The organism is Micrococcus sp. iso_229 (assembly GCF_058072725.1).
On sequence record NZ_CM176514.1, the window covers coordinates 2,305,186 to 2,321,440 of the forward strand.

Sequence of the window (16,255 nt, forward strand, 5' to 3'; positions counted from 1 at the left end):
GTGCCTCCTCGGGTTCGGGGACGGGCCCGGCTCAGCCCCGACGGCCCAGGCGGCCGAGCAGGCGGGTCTGCGGGTCGGCGTCGTCGGCCACGGGGACGGGCTCGCCCAGGATGCCGGGCGTGTAGGCGGCGTCGCCGAACAGCTCCAGCGACTCCTCCACGCAGTCGATCTCCGCGTCCGTGAACCGCGCGTCCACGCCCTGCGAGCGGGCCAGGTCCCAACGGTGCACGATCAGGTCGAACGCGTGGAAGCGGATCAACGCCTCGCCCACGGGCATCTCCCCGAGCGCGGTCTTCATGGGCCGCATGATGAACTCCTCGTCACCGGCGAGGGCGGACATGGCGGCGGCGTGCTTGGCCCACTGGGTGGCCATCTGCTGGCGGGAGCCGTCGAAGAGGGGCACCTCCCGGCCCTGACGGGCGGCGAAGTCGCGCTGGCCGGCGATCACGTGGTCCAGCAGGTCCAGCGCGTCCCAGCCCTCGCACGGGGTGGCCGCGTCCCAGTCCCGCACCTCCCGGACGACGGCGGTGAACGGCTCGGCGGCCGCGTTCCAGCGGGCCTCGACCTCGGTGGCGGGGATGGACATGGTGCTCTCCTCAGGGTCGCGGGGTGCTCGGGGCCGCGGCGGACGACGACGGCGCCGGGCTCGGCTTCTTCGGGCCGCGGATGGACTCGGGACGGGCCGGGTCCAGGACGGACCGGGGGTCGAAGAACTCCTCCAGCACGGGCCGCTCACCCGAGACGGCCGCGGCGAGGCTGATGCCGTCCACGTTGATGCGCGAGCCGCGGTAGTAGCCGGGCTCGAGCTGGCCCCACGCCTTGGAGGTGCCGTCCACGAGGAAGAAGGAGCGGTAGCCGAGCTCGCGGAAGTAGCGGTACCGCTCGTTGTCCGCGGTGTACTTGCCGGGACCGGTCACGTCCGCGCCGAAGGGGTAGATGAGCATGTCCGTGGGGCCGAGGATCGGCTCGACCTCCTGGTGCCAGTGCCCCATGTCGAACTCGAGCTCCTCCATGGTCAGCTTCGGCACGGTCCGGTGGCCCCACGTGTGGGAGGCGAACTCCCAGCCGCTGTCCTTGAGCGCGTCGGCGACCTCGGTGGCGGCCGCGACGTCGGCGTCGAACGTGGGGCTGTCCCCGAACTCGCGGGCCGAGGTGCGGTAGCCGAACACGCCGTCGTAGCCGGTCATGGCCAGCACGCCGCGGGCGCCGTTGAGGCTGAAGTCCGGGTGCTCGTCGAGGAAGTCGTCCAGACGCGGGACGACGTCGAACGCCCCGACGTGCGTGGTGCCCTCGGCGTCCGTGTACTCGTTGCGGACGCGGCCGTCCTCGGCCACGATCAGGCGGTCCGCGAAGCCGTCGCCGTCCATGTAGAGGTAGTACGAGCAGTCGTCCAGGGAGAGGATCAGCGGGGTGCGGCCCTCGGGGACCATGAGGGTCTTCGGGCGGACGACGTCGTCCTCGCCCACCTCGTACAGCTCGTGCGGGGAGACCAGCACGTAGCCGCGCTCGTAGACCTGCCGGATGACGGCGTCGAACTCGTCCACCGTGACCATGAAGTCCAGGTAGCCGCCGGCCTTGTCGTCGCCGTCGAAGGCGCGCGCCGGGTCCACCACGAGGGAGTGGAAGAACAGGTGCGGCACCCGCGCCACGTCCGACCAGGCCACCGGGTCGCCGGCGGGGGGCGGTCCAGCGGGGGCGGCGGAGGGGGGCGCGGACGAGGCGGGCTCGGACGACGACGGCGCCGCGTCCTCCCCGTCCTGCCCGCAGGCGGCCAGCAGTCCCGATCCGAGCAGGGCGGATCCGGCCAGGAGCATCTGTCGACGGGTCGGCTGCGGCACAGGCAGGGGCATCGGGCACCTTTCTCCGGGGGCACCCATCATGCCAAGGCCGCCCGGCTCGAGACCACCCCTGCCGGGCGGGCGGCGGGGACGGCGCGGGCGCGCGCACCCGGTGGGCCTCAGCCCTCGAGGCAGCGGTCCTCGGGGTCGATCGCCCCCATGACACGCCGGCCGATGGCCGCCAGCTGCCGGACCTGCGCCCGCGTGAGCGGATCCAGGACCACGCGGCGCACCTCGGCCACGTGGCCGGGGGCGGCCTCCTCGACCGCTGACCGGCCCGCCGCGGTGAGGACCGCGCGGGTGGAGCGACCGTCGTCCGGGTCCGGCTCCCGGCGCACGAGCCCCCGCTTCTCCAGGCGGGTCACCACCTGGGACAGCCGCGGCAGGGAGCCCGACGAGAGCCAGGCGAGCTCGCTCATCCGCCGCGTGCCGCCGTCGGCCTCGGAGAGGTTGGCGAGCACGGAGTACTCGAAGTGGGTGAGCCCGGCGTCGCGGCGCAGCTGGGCGTCCAGGGTCGGCTCCAGGCGCATGGCCATGCTCATCAGGGCGAGGAACGCGCGGCGCTCCTCCGCGTCCAGCCAGGGGGCGGCGTCGTGGTCCATGGCCGCCACCCTACCCGAGGACACCACGCGATTCAGTTGCACTGTGAACCGAATAGCCCTACTGTTCACTTCACGCGTGAAGTCACCAGACGCCGTCGTGAGCCAGGAGGACACCATGACCGCCACCATCCAGGACCCGTGGGCGCAGCCCACCCCCGCCGGCGCGTACGACGACCTGCTCGTGCGCGCGCTGCCCCTCACCCGCGCCCAGCGTCGCTGGGAGCCCGCCGACGGACCCCTGCCGGCCCTGTTCGTCAGCCACGGCGCCCCGCCCACCCTGGACGAACCGCAGTGGCTGCAGGACCTGTTCGCCTGGGCCCAGAGCATGCCGAAGCCGCGCGCGATCGTGATCGTGTCCGCGCACTGGGAGGACGCCCCCGTGGCCATCTCCTCCGCGGCCGCCGGCACGCCGCTGGTCTATGACTTCGGCGGCTTCCACCCGCGCTACTACGAGCTGACGTACGCCACCCCGGACGCCACGGACCTCGCCGCCCGCGTGGCCGGCGTCCTCGGCCAGGGCCGGCCCGGCGCGGTCCACCAGACCGGCCGCGGGCTCGACCACGGCGCCTACATCCCGCTCATGGCCATGTACCCGGACGCGGACGTCCCCGTGGTCCAGGTGTCCATGCCCTCCCAGGATCCGGCCGCGCTGCTGCGGCTCGGCACCCGGCTCCGCGCCCTGCGGGAGGAGGGCGTGCTCGTGATCGGCTCCGGGTTCATGACGCACTCGTTCGCCGCCATGCGCGACCCGCGCCTCTTCGGGCACGTCGACGCCTTCGACCGGTGGGCGGCCGAGATGACCCACGCGGGCGACGTCGACGCCCTGGTCGGCTATCGGGACACGGCGCCGGGCGCGCTGATCGCCCACCCGACGGCGGACCACTTCGTGCCGCTGCTGCTCACCATGGGCGCCGCGGACGACCCGAGCTCGGCGCGGACCGTGTTCGACTGCTTCGTGTTCAGCAACCACATCCGCAGCTTCAGCGTCGACTGAGCCCCGGCTGGGAGGCGCCTTCGACGCGGGCCGACGCATGCGCCCCTCGCGCCGTGCCGCGTGCCACACTGGCGAGCGTGACCCGACGTCCGGATGCACCACCCCCGGCCGACCCGCGCACGCGTGCGGCCCTGCGCGCCGTGCTCACGGTCCTGGCCGTGATGGCGGTGCTGTTCGCCGCCGTCGTGCTGATGCTGGCCTACGGGCCCGCCCGCTGAACCCGTCCTTCCCCGATCCAGGAGCAGCCATGTCCCCCGCGGACCCCACCGCCGACGTCGCGACCCGACCGGCCGGCCCCGCCGCGGTGGCCGAGGCCTTCGCGGCCGCCTGGAACGCCGCCGACGCCGACGCGCTCGCCGAGCTGTTCGCCGAGGACGCGGACTTCGTGAACGTGGTGGGCATGTGGTGGACGCGGCGACGGCAGATCCGGGTGAACCACGCGCTCGGCTTCCGCTGGATGTTCCCGGCCTCCCGGCTCGTGCTCGGGCAGGTGCGCGTGCGCGAGCTCGGGGACGTGGCGGTGGTGCACGCGCCGTGGACCATGACGGGGCAGACCGCGCCCGACGGCGACGAGGCCGGCGAGCGCACCGGCGTCCTGCTGCTCGTGGTGCGCCGCACCGAGGCGGGGACGTGGGAGGCGGTGGCCGGGCAGAACACGGACTCCGTGCCCGAGGCGCAGACGCATCTGGCCGACGACGACGGGCTCGCCGCGGTGCACTACCACCCGTCGGCGTGGATCGATCCCGACGAGGACCCCGACGGCCCGGAGGCCTGCTGAGCGGCGGCGACCGGCCGCACCCGGCGACACACCCCGAATTCCTGTGACTCAGATCTCTAGACTGCGGCCATGACCGCTCCTTCCCCTCTTCCGTCCCATCCCGGCTCCCCGGCCCCCGCGCTCAGCGACACCGACGTCGTCGCGCGCCTTGCGGCGGCACTGCCCGGCCAGGTGGACGACTCCGCGCAGTCGCGCGATGCGATGCGCGTGGACCGCTCGGGCTTCGCCGCACCCGACGGACCCCTCTGCGTGGTCCGGGCTCGCTCGGTCGAGGACGTCCAGGCGGTGTGCCGCATCGCCACGGACACCGCCACACCGATCGTGCCGCGCGGGGCGGGCACGGGCATCTCGGGCGGTGCCGTGGCCGGCGCCGGGAGCATCTGCCTCGATCTGATGGGCATGAACCGGATCCTCGAGGTCTCGGCGGCGGACCGCGTGGCCGTCGTCGAACCGGGGATCCTCAACGGCGACCTGAACCGGGCGTTGGCCCCCCATGGCCTGTGGTGGGCGCCCGATCCGGCCTCGAAGGACATCTCGAGCGTCGGCGGGAACATCGCCCTGAACGCGGGCGGCCTGCTGTGCGCCAAGTACGGCGTCACGCGGGAGGCCGTGCTGGGCCTGTCGGTCGTGCTCGCCGACGGCACGCTCATGGAACTCGGTCACCGGACCGTTAAGGGCGTCACGGGGTACGACCTGACGGCACTGATGATCGGCTCCGAGGGCACCCTGGGCATCATCGTCGGCGCCACGCTCTCGCTCCGCCCGCTCGCCACCGACCCCGTGGCGACCATCGGCGGTTTCTTCCCCGACGTCGTGGCCGCGGCGCGGGCGTCCGCTGCGATCACCGCCGACGGCGGGGTGCCGGCCATCATGGAACTCCTCGACGAGGCGAGCCTGGACGCGATCCGTCGCTACACACTCCACCTGGGTGAGGACGCCTCGGCCCTGCCCGAATCCGGGGCGTATCTGCTCGTGCAGGCGGACGGCCCGGGCGCCGCGCGGGAGGGTGAGCGGTTCGCGGAGCTCATGCGAGGGGCCGGCGGCGACGTCGTCCTCACATTGGACCCGGAGCACGCGGACAGGCTCGTCGCTCTGCGCCGGCGCGTGTTCCCGGCGCTGGAGCACCTGGGGACGCCGCTGGTGGAGGACGTGGCCGTCCCGCGCTCCCGGATGCCGGAGATGTTCGCCCGCATCCGGGAGATCGAGGCCGAGACGGGGGTGTTCATCCCCACCTCAGCCCACGCCGGCGACGGCAACCTGCATCCCATTCCCGTGTTCGGGCAGGCCGGTGCGGTCGGGGCCACCGAGGGCATCCCCGACGACGTCTGGGATGCCGTGGCCCGCGTGTTCCGCGCCGCCCTCGAGCTGGGCGGCACGCTCACCGGTGAGCACGGGGTCGGTCTGCTCAAGCGCGCCTTCCTGCGGGAGGAGCTGGGAGACGACCAGTACGCGCTGCAGCAGCGCATCAAGGCCGCCTTCGACCCGCAGGGGCTGCTCAACCCCGGAAAGGTCTTCACCGCCTGAGCCGGGAAGGCGGCCGCCTCGGCCACCCGCCCCGGCTCAGCGCGGGACGGGGTCGGCCGACGCGGCCGCCTGGACAGGGGCGTCGTCCACCGGAACCGCGGGTTCGGTGTCGCCGCGAGTGAACAGCAGGGCGAGGATCGGGCCGCCGATGTTGTGCCATGCCGCCGCGACGGCACCGGGCAACGCGGCGAGCGGGCCGAAGTGGGCCCCGCCCAGGGTGGCGGCCAGCGCGGAGTTCTGCATACCCACCTCCAGTGAGATGGCTCTACGCTCCCGGGGCCCCAGCCGGGCCGCCCGCGCACCGAGCCAGCCCAGTCCGAAGCCCACGAGGTTGTGAAGGATGACTGCCACGTAGACAGCGACGCCGGCACCGAGGACCACCGCCGAGGACTTCGCCATCACGCCGGACAGCACGAGGGCCACCCCTGCGATGGACAGCCAGGGGACGATCCCGGCCACCCGGGCGACAAAGTTCCGGGCGAGGAGCTGGACCAGGATCCCGAGCACCACGGGGATGAGGACGATCTGCAGGATCTGCTGCACGAGCGCCCCTGCGTCCACCGGCAGGTAGCTGCCTGCGAGCCACATGATCAGCAGCGGGCTCAGCAGCGGAGAGACCAGTGTGGACAGCGAGGTCATGGCCACCGACAGCGCGACGTTGCCTCGCGCGAGGTACGTGACGATGTTGGACGCCGTCCCACCCGGGACCGAGCCCAACAGGACCATGCCGACGATCAGCATCGGGTCGAGGCCGAAGAGCACGCCCAGGGCCCAGCCGGAGAGGGGCATCACCGTGTACTGCAGGATCAGGCCGACGAACACCGCGTGCGGCGCCGTCCGGAGGACCTTCAGGTCAGGAAGGGTGAGCGTCATCCCCATCGTGAACATGATGAATCCCAGCAGGATCGGCACATAGGGCCCGATGGGGGCGGCCAATTCAGGCATCAGGGCACTGAGGACGGCACACACGATGATCACCAGGGGGAAGGCGATCACGGCGGCTGAGGCACGAGGCCGGCCCGGGATGGGTGGGTTGGGCATGGGGGATCCCGTCATCTGGACGCTCAAGAAGTGATGTGCGCCACCCTAGGCTCCCTTCTGCATGGAACCCCATCCGTGGACGTCCATGTCCGACATGTGGACCCTCCCGGTGCGCACTCATCCTTCCGCTACCCGGTCACTTTCTGTTGTCAGAGCGGCCCTGCGACGTCGGAACATGGCCGGGGAACCGAGATCGGGACGCAGGCCGCAGCCGCCGACCGCAGAGCGGTCACCGCCGGGGTTCCCGTCACTCCAGGCTCTTCAGCCGCACCCAGTCGTCCTCGACGCGCTCCCCGCCGACCACGAACTGCCGCGCCCCGATCGTCGCGAAGCCGAGTCGCTCGTAGAACCGGTTGGCCCGTGTGTTCTGCGCGTTCGTGCCGAGCCACACGTGCCGGAACCCCAGCCGCCGCAGCCGCTCCACGCCGTCGTGCACGAGGGCCTCGGCCAGCCCGGTGCCGCGCCCCTCGGCGAGCACGTACAGCTTCGAGAGGTGGCCGGCCGGCACGTCGCCGAGCCGCTCCGTGACGGGTGCCTCGGGGGTCGCGGCGGTCTCGTACATGGCGTAGCCGAGCAGGGTCTCCGGGGCGTCGGCCGCGGCGCCCACGAGCACGATCCGCTCCGGGTCCGCGATCCACGCGGCCACGGCCGCCTCGCTCAGGTGCAGCGCGATGTGCGCGTCCACCGCGGCACGCGGCAGCGAGGCCGGGGAGGCGTCCGGGAAGGTGGCCGCGGCGATCGCGGCGATCGCGGGCGCGTCCTCGGGGCGGGCCGGGCGGACGACGGCGGCGCGGGGTGCGGAGGTCATCCCCGGACGGTACCGCCGCGGCGGGACCGCGGGGCGGCGCGCGTCGCGGGGTGACCGGGCGTTCTCCCGCCCGGCCCCCACCCGCGGCCGCCCCCGCTCAGGCCTGCAGCGCGGGGTGCAGGTCCTTCATGCGGAACCGGCGCCGACGCCGCACCACGAGCACGTCCAGGGCGAGCGCCGCCGCCCCGACACCCATCAGCACGACCACCGGCACCCAGAAGCGCTGGTCCAGGCCGCCGGAGATCGCGTTGCGGAACGCCTCGATGGAGTAGCTCATCGGCATGAACGGGTGCAGCGCCTGGAAGAAGCCGGGCAGCACCTCGGCCGGGTAGGTGCCGCCGGTGGAGGCCAGCTGCAGGATCAGCAGGACCAGCAGCACCGCCGAACCGGGGGTGCCGAGCGCCGTCTGCACCAGGTGCGCGATGAGGGAGAACACCACGGCCACGAGCACCGTCAGGGCCACGGCCCGCACCGGGTGCACGGGGGCCAGGCCCAGCGGCAGCGTCGCGGCGAGCATGAGCAGGCCGCCGCCCACGGCCACGATGCCCACGGGCAGCCACGCGGCCAGCGCGATCGCCACCGGGTTGCGGCGCCCGGCCAGCAGCCGCCCGCTGATGGGCCGCATGATGTTGAACGCGGCGATGCCGAACACCCACAGCGCGATGGAGAAGAACATCGGCGCCATGCCGCGCCCGTAGACCTCCGCGGAGTTGTCCACCTGCATCACGGCCTCCACCGGCCGGGACATCACCAGGGCGGCCTCGTCCCGCTCGTCCTCGGTCAGGGCGGGGACGCGGTCGACGCCGTCGGAGAGCCCGGAGGCGAGCTCGTGGGCGCCGTCGTCGAGGGTGCCGAGGCCGGTGTGCAGCTCCCCGGCGCCGTCCTGGAGCTGGGCCAGGCCGTCGTCGAGCTCGGTGGCGCCGGACTCCAGCTGGCCCGCACCGTCCTGCAGGGTCAGCGCCCCGTCGTGGAGCGCGGCGTTGGCCTCGGCGAGGGTGGTCGCCCCGTCCGTCAGCTCGCCGAGGCCGGACTGCAGCTCCCCGGCGCCGTCCTGGAGCTGGGCCAGGCCGCCGTCGAGCTCGGTCGCGCCGGAGCCCAGCTGCTCGAGGCCGTCCGCGAACCTCCCGGCGCCGTCGGCGAGGGAGTCGGCCCCGTCCTTCGCCTCGCCGATCCCGCCCTGCAGCTTCTCGGCGCCCGCGGCCACGGCGTGGGCGCCGTCGTTGAGGTCCGTCAGATCCGCCTTGGCGGAGGCGGCGACGTCGTCCTCGACGAAGCCCTGGACGCGCTCGTTGGCGGCCGCGGAGGTCGCGGCGGCCTCCTCGGCGCGGCCGGCGACGGCGGTCACCCGCTCGTCCGCGCCGGTGAGCGCCTCCTGGAGCGCGGCGTACTGCTCGGACTCGGCGAGCGTCGGGTCCTCTTCGGCGAGCTCGGCCAGGGCGGCCTGCGCGTCGGCGATGCGGGCGCCCGCGCCGTCCTCGGCCGTGCCGGCCACCTCGGCGACCCGCTGGACGTCCTCGTCCACCGCGGCGACGTCGGCGGCCACCGCGTCCTGCCGCTCGATCACCTGGTCCAGGCCGGGGATCACCGTGTCGTAGAGCTGCTGGGTGCCGTCGGCCACCTGCGTGGCGCCGTCGGTGAGCTCGGCCGATCCGGTCTGCAGCTGGGCCAGCCCGTCGGAGAGGTCCGTGGCGCCCTGGCGCAGGGCGGGGGCGTTCTCGGCGAGCTGCCCGGCGCCGTCAGCGAGGGCCTGGGAGCCCTCGCGCGCCTGGTCGAGCCCGTCGGCCAGGCGCCCGGCCCCGTCCTGCGCGGACGCGGCGCCCTCGGCGAGTCGCTGGGCGCCGTCGTCGGCCTGGGCGGCGCCGTCTGCGAGGTCACCCGCACCCGTGGCGAGCTGGCCCGCGCCCTCGGCCAGCTTGCCCGAGCCGTCGTGGGCCTGGACGATCCCGTCCTCCAGCTGGCTCGCGCCGTCCTCCGCGGAGGCCGTGCCGTCGGCCAGCTGCGCGGCACCGTCGGCGGCGTCCACCATGCCCGACCGCAGCTCGCCGAGGCTGGAGAAGACGGCCTCGAAGTACGCCTCGATCGCGGACCGGTTCACGGCGGCCTCGACCTTGGCCTGGCTCGCGTTCGTGACGGAGCCGATCACGAAGCCGTTGGCGTCGTCTCGGCGCAGGGTGATCTGCGCCTGCTGCGGTGTCCCGCCGCCCTCGGGGCTGACGAGGTCGCGGCTGAGCTCGGCGGGGATCTCCAGGACGAGGTAGTACCGGCCCTCCCGCAGCCCCTCCTCGGCCTCTTCGCGCGTGGTCTCGCGCCAGTCGAAGGCGCGGTCGTCCTTGAGACGTTCGGTCATATCCGCGCCGGTGCGCAGCGTGGTGTCGCCGCGCTGGACGGGCTCGTCCTCGTTGACGATCGCCACCGGCAGACGGTCCATGGCCCCGTAGGGGTCCCAGTTCGCGGACAGGTACAGGGCGCCGTAGATGGCGGGGACGAGGAAGATGAACAGCAGGGCGAGCAGGGGCAGGCCACGGCGGAAGCGTCGCAGCTCGTAGCGGAACAGCATCAGTTCTCCCGGACGGGGGGCAGGGTGAGGACGACGGCGTCGCGCGGCACGGGCGCGGAGGCCACGGCGCTCACCGCGAACGGGTGGCCGTGGTCCTTGAGGACGTCCAGGGCCGCGTGGAGCGCGACCAGCTCATCGAGGGTCAGGGTGGCGTCCACGTCGTCGAAGGTGACGAGGCGGGCCGGGCGCAGGCAGGCGACGACGGCGGCCAGCAGCGCGCGCTCGGGTGCGGACAGCTCCCCGACGACGGCCTCCGGCGCCACGCTCAGCCTCACCGCGTCCGCGAGGAGGGCGAAGCGCGCGCGGCCGGCGCGGCGGCGCACGCCGTCGGCGAGGCAGCGCTCGTCCACGACCTCGGCCGCGGTCAGCGCCGGCTCGAGCTCCACCAGGTCGGTGGTGTGGGCGACGGCGGTGCGGGCGCGGAGGGCGTACGGGTGGCGCGCGGCGTCGATCGGGGGCCGGTACGCACGGGCGGCGGGCCGCTCCGGGCCGTCCAGGGCGACGTCCACGGGGCCGCCGGTGAGCACGAGCTCGCCCCGCACGCCCTGCAGGCGCCCCGTGAGGGCGAACAGCAGGGCCGAGCGGCCCGAGCCCTGGGTGCCGAGCACGGCCAGGTGGGTCTGCGGGGGCAGCACGAGGTCGAGGGGACCGAACACCGGCCCACGACCGCCGCGCAGGGTCAGACCGCGCGCCACGAGGGTGGCGGGCGGGAGGTCGTCGAGGTGCGCCGGGACGGGGGCGGGCCCGGGGCCATGGTGATCGGCGTCGGTGGGAGTGGAAGACATGGGCCCTCTTTGCCGAGTCGAGGCGGATTCAATACCATCGGTATTCAATACCATCGGCATCGAGAGGGCAACATGGCGACCCGACCCCGCCGCGAGGATGTCCGCGCGGCCATCCTCGACCACGCGGCTCGGGTGTTCGGACGGGAGGGTTACGCGCGCTCCTCCCTCGCCCGCATCGCGGCGGAGGCCGGCTACACGAAGGGCGCCGTCTATTCCGGCTTCGCGGGGAAGCCGGACCTCTTCGCCGCCGCCTGCACCGTCCAGTTCGAGCGGGCGACCACCCGAGCCATGGACGGCGTCGCCGACGCCCTGGACGACCCCGACCTGCCGCGCGAGGACCTGGTGGCCCGCGTGGCGGAGGCCCTGGCCGACGTCGTGCTCGAGACCACGGGCTCCTGGCCCCTGCTCCTCCACGAGTTCCAGGCCGTGGGCCTGCGCGAGCCCGCCGTGGGGAGAGCCTACCGGACGCTCACCGTCCGGCGGCGGGACTTCCTGGCCGGCCTGCTGCGCGAGCACCGCGTGCTGGCCGACGTCCCGGACGAGCAGGTCACGCACACCGCGGCCATGCTCCTGATGCTCGTGCACACGCTGTCGGTCGAGCGGCACCTGGCCCCGGAGGACCTGACGGTGGACGACGTGCGGGACACGCTGGCCGCGGCCGTGCGCTCCCTCCTGCCCTGACGCCTGCGCGCCGGCCCCGCCTCAGCCCAGGGTGCCGGCCACACCGCGCACCAGCGCCACCGTGCCCCCGACGCCGGCGAGGCAGATCGCGAGGACGCGCGCCTTCGCGGGGTCCACCCGGCGGGCCACCACCGAACCGAGCAGGACACCCAGCGGACCGCCCGCCACCACGGCGACCCACACCGGCCACGGCACGTGCAGCCCCGCGGGCACGGCCGCGCCGAACAGCGACTTGGTGGCCAGCGAGGTGAGGTTGGCCAGCAGGAACACGGGCTGGAGGGTGGCCGCCCACGACCGCTGGTCCCACCGGCTCGCCACCGCGTAGACCGCGAGCGCCGGCCCGGCGATGCCCGCGGTGGTGTTCATGAACCCGGCCACGGCGCCGGAGGCGAACACGGCCCCGTTCCCCTGGGCGGTGAAGCGCTGCTGCAGGCCCAGGACGGCGGCGACGGCCACCAGCACGGAGGACCCCAGGAGGATCTCGAGCGCGTGGGCGTCCAGGACCCGCACAGCCCACGCCCCCGCGAACGAGCCGGCCACGAGCAACGGCGCGAGGCGGACGAAGCGCGGCCAGTCCACATGCCTGTGCAGCAACGCGAACAGCAGCACCGCGGACACCGAGGCGGCCACGTTGGACAGCGTCACCCCCGCCACCGGGCCCAGGAGCAGGGACAGCGTGGGTGCGGCGATCATGCCCACACCCATTCCGCTCACCCGCTGGAGCGTGCCGCCCAGGGTGATCGCGGCCAGCGCGACGACGGCCGGCAGCCACACCAGGGAGGGGTCCATGCGGGCAGTATGCCGGAGCCGGGGGCCCGTCGGCCCTGGTGCCCGCCCGTGACGGGTGCGCATGCTGGCCGCATGGCCCAGCACAGCTCCACCCCGTACCCGCTCGTGATCGTGGGCAGCGGCCCCGCCGGCGTCAGCGCTGCCCGCGCCTACGTCGACGCCGGGGGAGCCGGCCCCGTCCTCATGCTCACCTCGGACGTGGACCACCCCTACGAGCGTCCGCCGCTGTCCAAGGAGCTGCTGCGCGGCACCGCCGAACCCGAGCCGACGGTGCTGGACGAGCTGCCGGACGCCGTCGAGCTGCGCCGGGGCGTGACCGTCACCCGCGCGGACCTGGGTGCGCGGACGCTGTGGGCCGCCGAGGAGCCGATCCGCTTCGAGCGGCTCATCCTGGCCCTGGGCGCCCGTCCGGTCCCCCTGCCGGACGTCGAGGCCGGCGCCGAGGTGCACCTGCTGCGCTCCTTCGCCGACGCCCGCCGCCTGGTGACGTCGGCCGGACACGCGCGCTCCGCCGTCGTGGTGGGGTCCGGGTTCATCGGCTGCGAGGCGGCGGCCTCGCTGGCGCTGCGCGGGGTGGAGACCACCCTGGTCACCCCGGACGAGGTGCCGCAGCAGAGGCGGCTGGGCCGCGTCGCCGGCGAGCGGATCGCCGAGTGGCTGACGGGCGCGGGCGTCACGCTGCGCACGGGCGTGCGGGTGAGCGGCATCGAGGCGCCCCGGACCATCCACCTGGACGACGGCGTCACCCTCGCCCCGGACCTCATCCTCGCCGCGGTGGGCATGGAGCCCGGCGGCGGTCTGCTCGAGGGCACGGAGCTGACCGTCCACGAGGGACGGATCGTGGCGGACGAGCACCTGGCCGCGGCTCCGGGCGTGTGGGTGGCCGGGGACGTCTCCCGGGCCCGGCACACGGTGGCGGACCGGCCGATCGTCGTCGAGCACTGGGGCGACGCCCTGGCGATGGGCGAGGTGGCCGGCGCGAACGCCGCGGTCACGACGGTGTCCGTCCCGGACGCCGCGGCCGGGCAGAGCTCGGCGCTCGCGCACGAGGCCGACGCCGACGAGGGCGCGCTGCGGAGCTGGGACCAGGTGCCCGGGTTCTGGAGCACCATCGGCGAGCACCTCCTCAAGCACAGCGCCTGGGGCGACGGCCACGCCACGGCTCGCCTCGTCGAGCGCCCCGGCTCCTTCACGGTCTGGTACACGGACGAGGAGGACCGCCTGGTGGGTGTGCTCACCTACAACGCGGACGACGACGCGGCGCGCGGCCGGGAGCTCGTGGCCGCCGGGGCGGCGTGGTCCGAGGTGAGCGGGGACCTGCGCGGCGAGCTGCGGACGGACGCGGACGCCTGAGCGGGCGGTGCCCGGTGCCGCAGCCGGTCAGTAGACGTCCACGAGGGTCGCGTAGACGATGTGGTTCTCCTCGAACTCGCGCGTGAAGGCGTTGTAGCCGTCACACGTGATCAGGCGCAGCTCGGGGGCCTCGGTGTCCCCGTAGACCTCGTCCGTGGGGAACTCGTCCTTGCCGTACGTGACGCCGCGGTCCACCGCGAACACGGCCACGGCCCCGTCCTCGCGCTCCACCTCGACCGTGTCCCCCGGCGCGAGGTCGGTCAGGTGGGCGAAGACGCCCGCGGAGCCGTCCGTGGCGTTGACGTGGCCGAGCAGCACCGCCGGGCCCCTGACCTGGGGCGATCCACATCCCCCGATACACGACGCGCCGCCTCCCCCACCGGAGAGGCGGCGCGTCGGTGACTGTGAAGGCCGCCAGCGTGGCCCTCGGGCGAGTGCATTCATCAGCCGCCGAGGTAAGCGGTGACCACGTCGCGCAGCACTTCGGCGGAGTCGTAGATGTCCTCGACGTCCTCGATGTCAACCCGCATCCGATTCTTCTCGGCGTCGAACAGGGTCAAGAACTTCGCCCTTCCATCGAAATGCAGCCGGGCGATCGGTTTGCGGTTGTTGTCGTCCAGGATGATGCTGCAGTACGAGGCCGCGTCGCGCATGTAGACGCGATTCATCGGGACTATGCCAGCGAGGATCGCCTTGATGATCCTGAATCCCTCGATCTCCTCTTCCGTCGTCACCACGCTGGGCTTGAGCTGCGCCTCATCCAATCCCTCATCCTCTGGCGGGACCACCTGGCTGTCCGCGGACTGAGGTTCAGCAGAGACGGTCACGACGGGGAGGGCTTGGTCTCCCAGCGCGGTCTTCAAGCGTGAATTGACCCGATCATTGATGTACTGGCGGGCGGCTTCCGCCGTCAGGCGAGTGAAGGTCTCGACCGCCTTGGCGTTCATGTAACCGGAGTAGACGCGCTTGGCGAGAATTTTCACCAGTTCATCACTCGGATCCCCCAATTCCGTAGCGATCTCGCGCTTGATGGCCGAGACGTACTTCAGTTCCTCCGCCGCCGCGATGACTGAGTCGATATCGAAAGACCCCTTGGCCATTTGTTCCAGCTTAGGAATCGTCACGGGGTCGATATCCAGTAAGTCGAGTACAAGGAAAGGGCGCTCATCCAAGATGTTTGCCTTATCCAGGTCGGTGTAGAAGTTCCACAGACGGCCGTTGGTGAGCACGCCGATGCGTGCCTCGCTCGTGTGGAAATAGCGCACTAGCTGACTGGCATGGGCCAAGGACAACTCCGCTCCGACCTTCTTCACCTCGATGAGGATATTGACACGACCTTCGCGCATGATCGCATAGTCGATCTTCTCGCCCTTCTTCAACCCCAGGTCAGCCACGAACTCCGGAACGACCTCCTCCGGATCAAAGACGTCATAGCCGAGAACCTGAGAGATGAACGGCATCACGAGGGCGTTTTTCGTGGCCTCCTCCGTTTCGAGGGAGCCCATGTAATCTCGCACTCGCCGCGCAACCTGCCCAAGTTTGTCTTCGAATTCCGTCATGCCACCGCACCCCTTTATGGTCAGGCGCCGAGACACCTGATCCCGGCACGCCCACGTCACTGCGGCAATTGGATGCCGCTGACTTTGACGCAATATAGCCCAGCCTGGGACTCGTCAGGACGCACGCCCGCTTCGAACGTCGGAGGGTGGCTGGCTTGCGAGTCCCGCCGACGAGCTTTGCCTTCCTAGTCGCAGGAGCCGCCTCCCCCGGAGGGAAGACGACACGCCGTCCGCGCGCTCACTTCGCGTGACGGGCGAGCAGGTCACGGGCGACGTCGATGCCGGCGGCCTCGACGTCGTAGGAGCCGGTGGCCTCATGGTGGGCCTCCACGGCGTCGGTGATCCGGTAGTGGTCCGGGTTGCCGGGCGGGTCCGAGGTCTCCAGGACGTGGATCAGATAGGTCTCCCCGGCGGCCAGGTCCTGGCGGTCGTGGTTCTCGTGATGGGTCATGTCGTCCTCTCGGGCGGAATCCGGACGGGGCTGATCCCCGCCGCTCGTACGGCCCAGCGTGGACCGCATGCCACGTCACGGCCAGGCTTGCCCGCCCCCGGTCCCCGGAGGCGTCGAGGACGCCCGCGTGCCGCCTGGGCCTCCGCGTGGGCCTGGGCGCTCACCGCGGAGAGCTCGTCGATGTAGGCCCAGATGGACTCGCCGAGGTCGATCACCACGGACATGCCCATGCCGAGGCGGGCGCAACATCTGGGCGCACGCGGTGATCTTCTGCGGCCACTTCCCCGAGGGCACGGAGAAGACATTCTCCGAGGAGATGGTGGAGGGCCAGACCCGCGGCGACTGGTACGTGCGCCAGATGATCGACTCCGCGAGATCTGCGCCCGCTACGGCCTGCCGTACACGACCGGCCCGCTGCTGCGGCAGGTGGGCTCCGCGTGGAAGAGGGTGTCCCGGCTGGCGCTGCCGTGAGGCGGGAGGGGCGGGCGCCCCTCC

18 protein-coding genes and 1 pseudogene are annotated in these 16,255 nt (G+C 72.9%); 7 read left to right on the top strand and 12 right to left on the bottom strand.

The genetic code is table 11. From position 1 onward, the window contains the following. Nucleotides 1–31: 31 nt before the first annotated feature. The 3 genes from AC3RKA_RS10670 to AC3RKA_RS10680 form a co-directional block, all read right to left on the bottom strand. Nucleotides 32–586: a TIGR03086 family metal-binding protein gene (locus AC3RKA_RS10670; RefSeq protein ID WP_049158233.1), complete on the bottom strand. Its 555-nt coding sequence runs from the start codon at nucleotides 584–586 to the stop codon at nucleotides 32–34. A gap of 10 nt (nucleotides 587–596) precedes the next feature. Continuing rightward, on the bottom strand, nucleotides 597–1,850 hold the full coding sequence (locus tag AC3RKA_RS10675) for a polysaccharide deacetylase family protein (RefSeq protein WP_489727241.1): 1,254 nt from the start codon (nucleotides 1,848–1,850) through the stop codon (nucleotides 597–599). A 107-nt stretch (nucleotides 1,851–1,957) separates the two neighbouring features. Continuing rightward, nucleotides 1,958–2,440 carry a MarR family winged helix-turn-helix transcriptional regulator gene (locus AC3RKA_RS10680; protein WP_060774814.1) on the bottom strand — a complete coding sequence of 161 codons (483 nt, stop codon included), beginning with the start codon at nucleotides 2,438–2,440 and terminating at the stop codon, nucleotides 1,958–1,960. Between the two features lie 115 nt (nucleotides 2,441–2,555). Here AC3RKA_RS10680 and AC3RKA_RS10685 point away from each other — a divergent pair, with 115 nt between their 5' ends. The 4 genes from AC3RKA_RS10685 (at nucleotide 2,556) to AC3RKA_RS10700 (ending at nucleotide 5,736) form a co-directional block, all read left to right on the top strand. Beyond that, complete coding sequence (locus AC3RKA_RS10685) at nucleotides 2,556–3,434, top strand: DODA-type extradiol aromatic ring-opening family dioxygenase (protein WP_489727242.1); 879 nt, start codon at nucleotides 2,556–2,558, stop codon at nucleotides 3,432–3,434. A 77-nt stretch (nucleotides 3,435–3,511) separates the two neighbouring features. Continuing rightward, the gene (locus AC3RKA_RS10690) at nucleotides 3,512–3,652 is read left to right on the top strand and encodes a hypothetical protein (protein WP_002855432.1); all 141 of its coding nucleotides are present in this window, start codon (nucleotides 3,512–3,514) and stop codon (nucleotides 3,650–3,652) included. Between the two features lie 29 nt (nucleotides 3,653–3,681). Then, on the top strand, nucleotides 3,682–4,212 hold the full coding sequence (locus AC3RKA_RS10695; protein WP_206396149.1) for an SgcJ/EcaC family oxidoreductase: 531 nt from the start codon (nucleotides 3,682–3,684) through the stop codon (nucleotides 4,210–4,212). 69 nt (nucleotides 4,213–4,281) lie between these two features. Then, nucleotides 4,282–5,736, top strand: coding sequence for an FAD-binding oxidoreductase (locus tag AC3RKA_RS10700; protein ID WP_409480453.1), 1,455 nt, complete (start codon nucleotides 4,282–4,284; stop codon nucleotides 5,734–5,736). A 36-nt stretch (nucleotides 5,737–5,772) separates the two neighbouring features. Here AC3RKA_RS10700 and AC3RKA_RS10705 read toward each other — a convergent pair whose 3' ends face one another. The 4 genes from AC3RKA_RS10705 to AC3RKA_RS10720 form a co-directional block, all read right to left on the bottom strand. Next, the gene (locus AC3RKA_RS10705) at nucleotides 5,773–6,792 is read right to left on the bottom strand and encodes a bile acid:sodium symporter family protein (RefSeq protein WP_489727243.1); all 1,020 of its coding nucleotides are present in this window, start codon (nucleotides 6,790–6,792) and stop codon (nucleotides 5,773–5,775) included. Between the two features lie 232 nt (nucleotides 6,793–7,024). Beyond that, entirely contained in the window at nucleotides 7,025–7,585 is a 561-nt protein-coding gene (locus tag AC3RKA_RS10710) for a GNAT family N-acetyltransferase (protein WP_409480455.1), read from the bottom strand. 97 nt (nucleotides 7,586–7,682) lie between these two features. Then, nucleotides 7,683–10,142: a YhgE/Pip family protein gene (locus tag AC3RKA_RS10715; RefSeq protein ID WP_065572684.1), complete on the bottom strand. Its 2,460-nt coding sequence runs from the start codon at nucleotides 10,140–10,142 to the stop codon at nucleotides 7,683–7,685. Next, nucleotides 10,142–10,927, bottom strand: a complete 786-nt coding sequence (locus AC3RKA_RS10720; RefSeq protein ID WP_049158240.1) for an ATP-binding cassette domain-containing protein — start codon at nucleotides 10,925–10,927, stop codon at nucleotides 10,142–10,144. The genes AC3RKA_RS10715 and AC3RKA_RS10720 overlap by 1 nt, the downstream gene beginning before the upstream one ends. Nucleotides 10,928–10,999: 72 nt before the next feature. On the opposite strand from AC3RKA_RS10720, the gene AC3RKA_RS10725 reads away from it, so the two are divergent. Then, nucleotides 11,000–11,608, top strand: a complete 609-nt coding sequence (locus tag AC3RKA_RS10725; RefSeq protein WP_020624715.1) for a TetR/AcrR family transcriptional regulator — start codon at nucleotides 11,000–11,002, stop codon at nucleotides 11,606–11,608. Nucleotides 11,609–11,629: 21 nt separating this feature from the next. Here AC3RKA_RS10725 and AC3RKA_RS10730 read toward each other — a convergent pair whose 3' ends face one another. Next, a complete protein-coding gene (locus AC3RKA_RS10730) occupies nucleotides 11,630–12,397 on the bottom strand; it encodes a sulfite exporter TauE/SafE family protein (RefSeq protein WP_049158242.1) in 768 nt (255 codons plus the stop codon). Between the two features lie 72 nt (nucleotides 12,398–12,469). Between AC3RKA_RS10730 and AC3RKA_RS10735 the strand changes: the two genes are divergently transcribed. Further along, nucleotides 12,470–13,750 carry an NAD(P)/FAD-dependent oxidoreductase gene (locus tag AC3RKA_RS10735; protein ID WP_363739572.1) on the top strand — a complete coding sequence of 427 codons (1,281 nt, stop codon included), beginning with the start codon at nucleotides 12,470–12,472 and terminating at the stop codon, nucleotides 13,748–13,750. A gap of 27 nt (nucleotides 13,751–13,777) precedes the next feature. Here AC3RKA_RS10735 and AC3RKA_RS10740 read toward each other — a convergent pair whose 3' ends face one another. From AC3RKA_RS10740 to AC3RKA_RS10755, 4 genes are all read right to left on the bottom strand, one after another. Next, on the bottom strand, nucleotides 13,778–14,194 hold the full coding sequence (locus tag AC3RKA_RS10740; protein ID WP_489727244.1) for a sortase domain-containing protein: 417 nt from the start codon (nucleotides 14,192–14,194) through the stop codon (nucleotides 13,778–13,780). Further along, nucleotides 14,194–15,309, bottom strand: a complete 1,116-nt coding sequence (locus AC3RKA_RS10745) for a type I restriction endonuclease (RefSeq protein WP_060774824.1) — start codon at nucleotides 15,307–15,309, stop codon at nucleotides 14,194–14,196. The genes AC3RKA_RS10740 and AC3RKA_RS10745 overlap by 1 nt, the downstream gene beginning before the upstream one ends. 238 nt (nucleotides 15,310–15,547) lie before the next feature. Beyond that, the gene (locus AC3RKA_RS10750) at nucleotides 15,548–15,760 is read right to left on the bottom strand and encodes a hypothetical protein (RefSeq protein ID WP_065572688.1); all 213 of its coding nucleotides are present in this window, start codon (nucleotides 15,758–15,760) and stop codon (nucleotides 15,548–15,550) included. Further along, nucleotides 15,757–16,065: an RsbRD N-terminal domain-containing protein gene (locus AC3RKA_RS10755; RefSeq protein ID WP_489727604.1), complete on the bottom strand. Its 309-nt coding sequence runs from the start codon at nucleotides 16,063–16,065 to the stop codon at nucleotides 15,757–15,759. Before AC3RKA_RS10755 ends, AC3RKA_RS10750 begins: the two co-directional genes overlap by 4 nt. Between AC3RKA_RS10755 and AC3RKA_RS10760 the strand changes: the two are divergent. Then, a pseudogene (locus tag AC3RKA_RS10760) lies at nucleotides 16,002–16,231 on the top strand (acyl-CoA desaturase); the annotation flags it as partial. The gene AC3RKA_RS10755 and the pseudogene AC3RKA_RS10760 overlap by 64 nt on opposite strands. Nucleotides 16,232–16,255 lie beyond the last annotated feature (24 nt).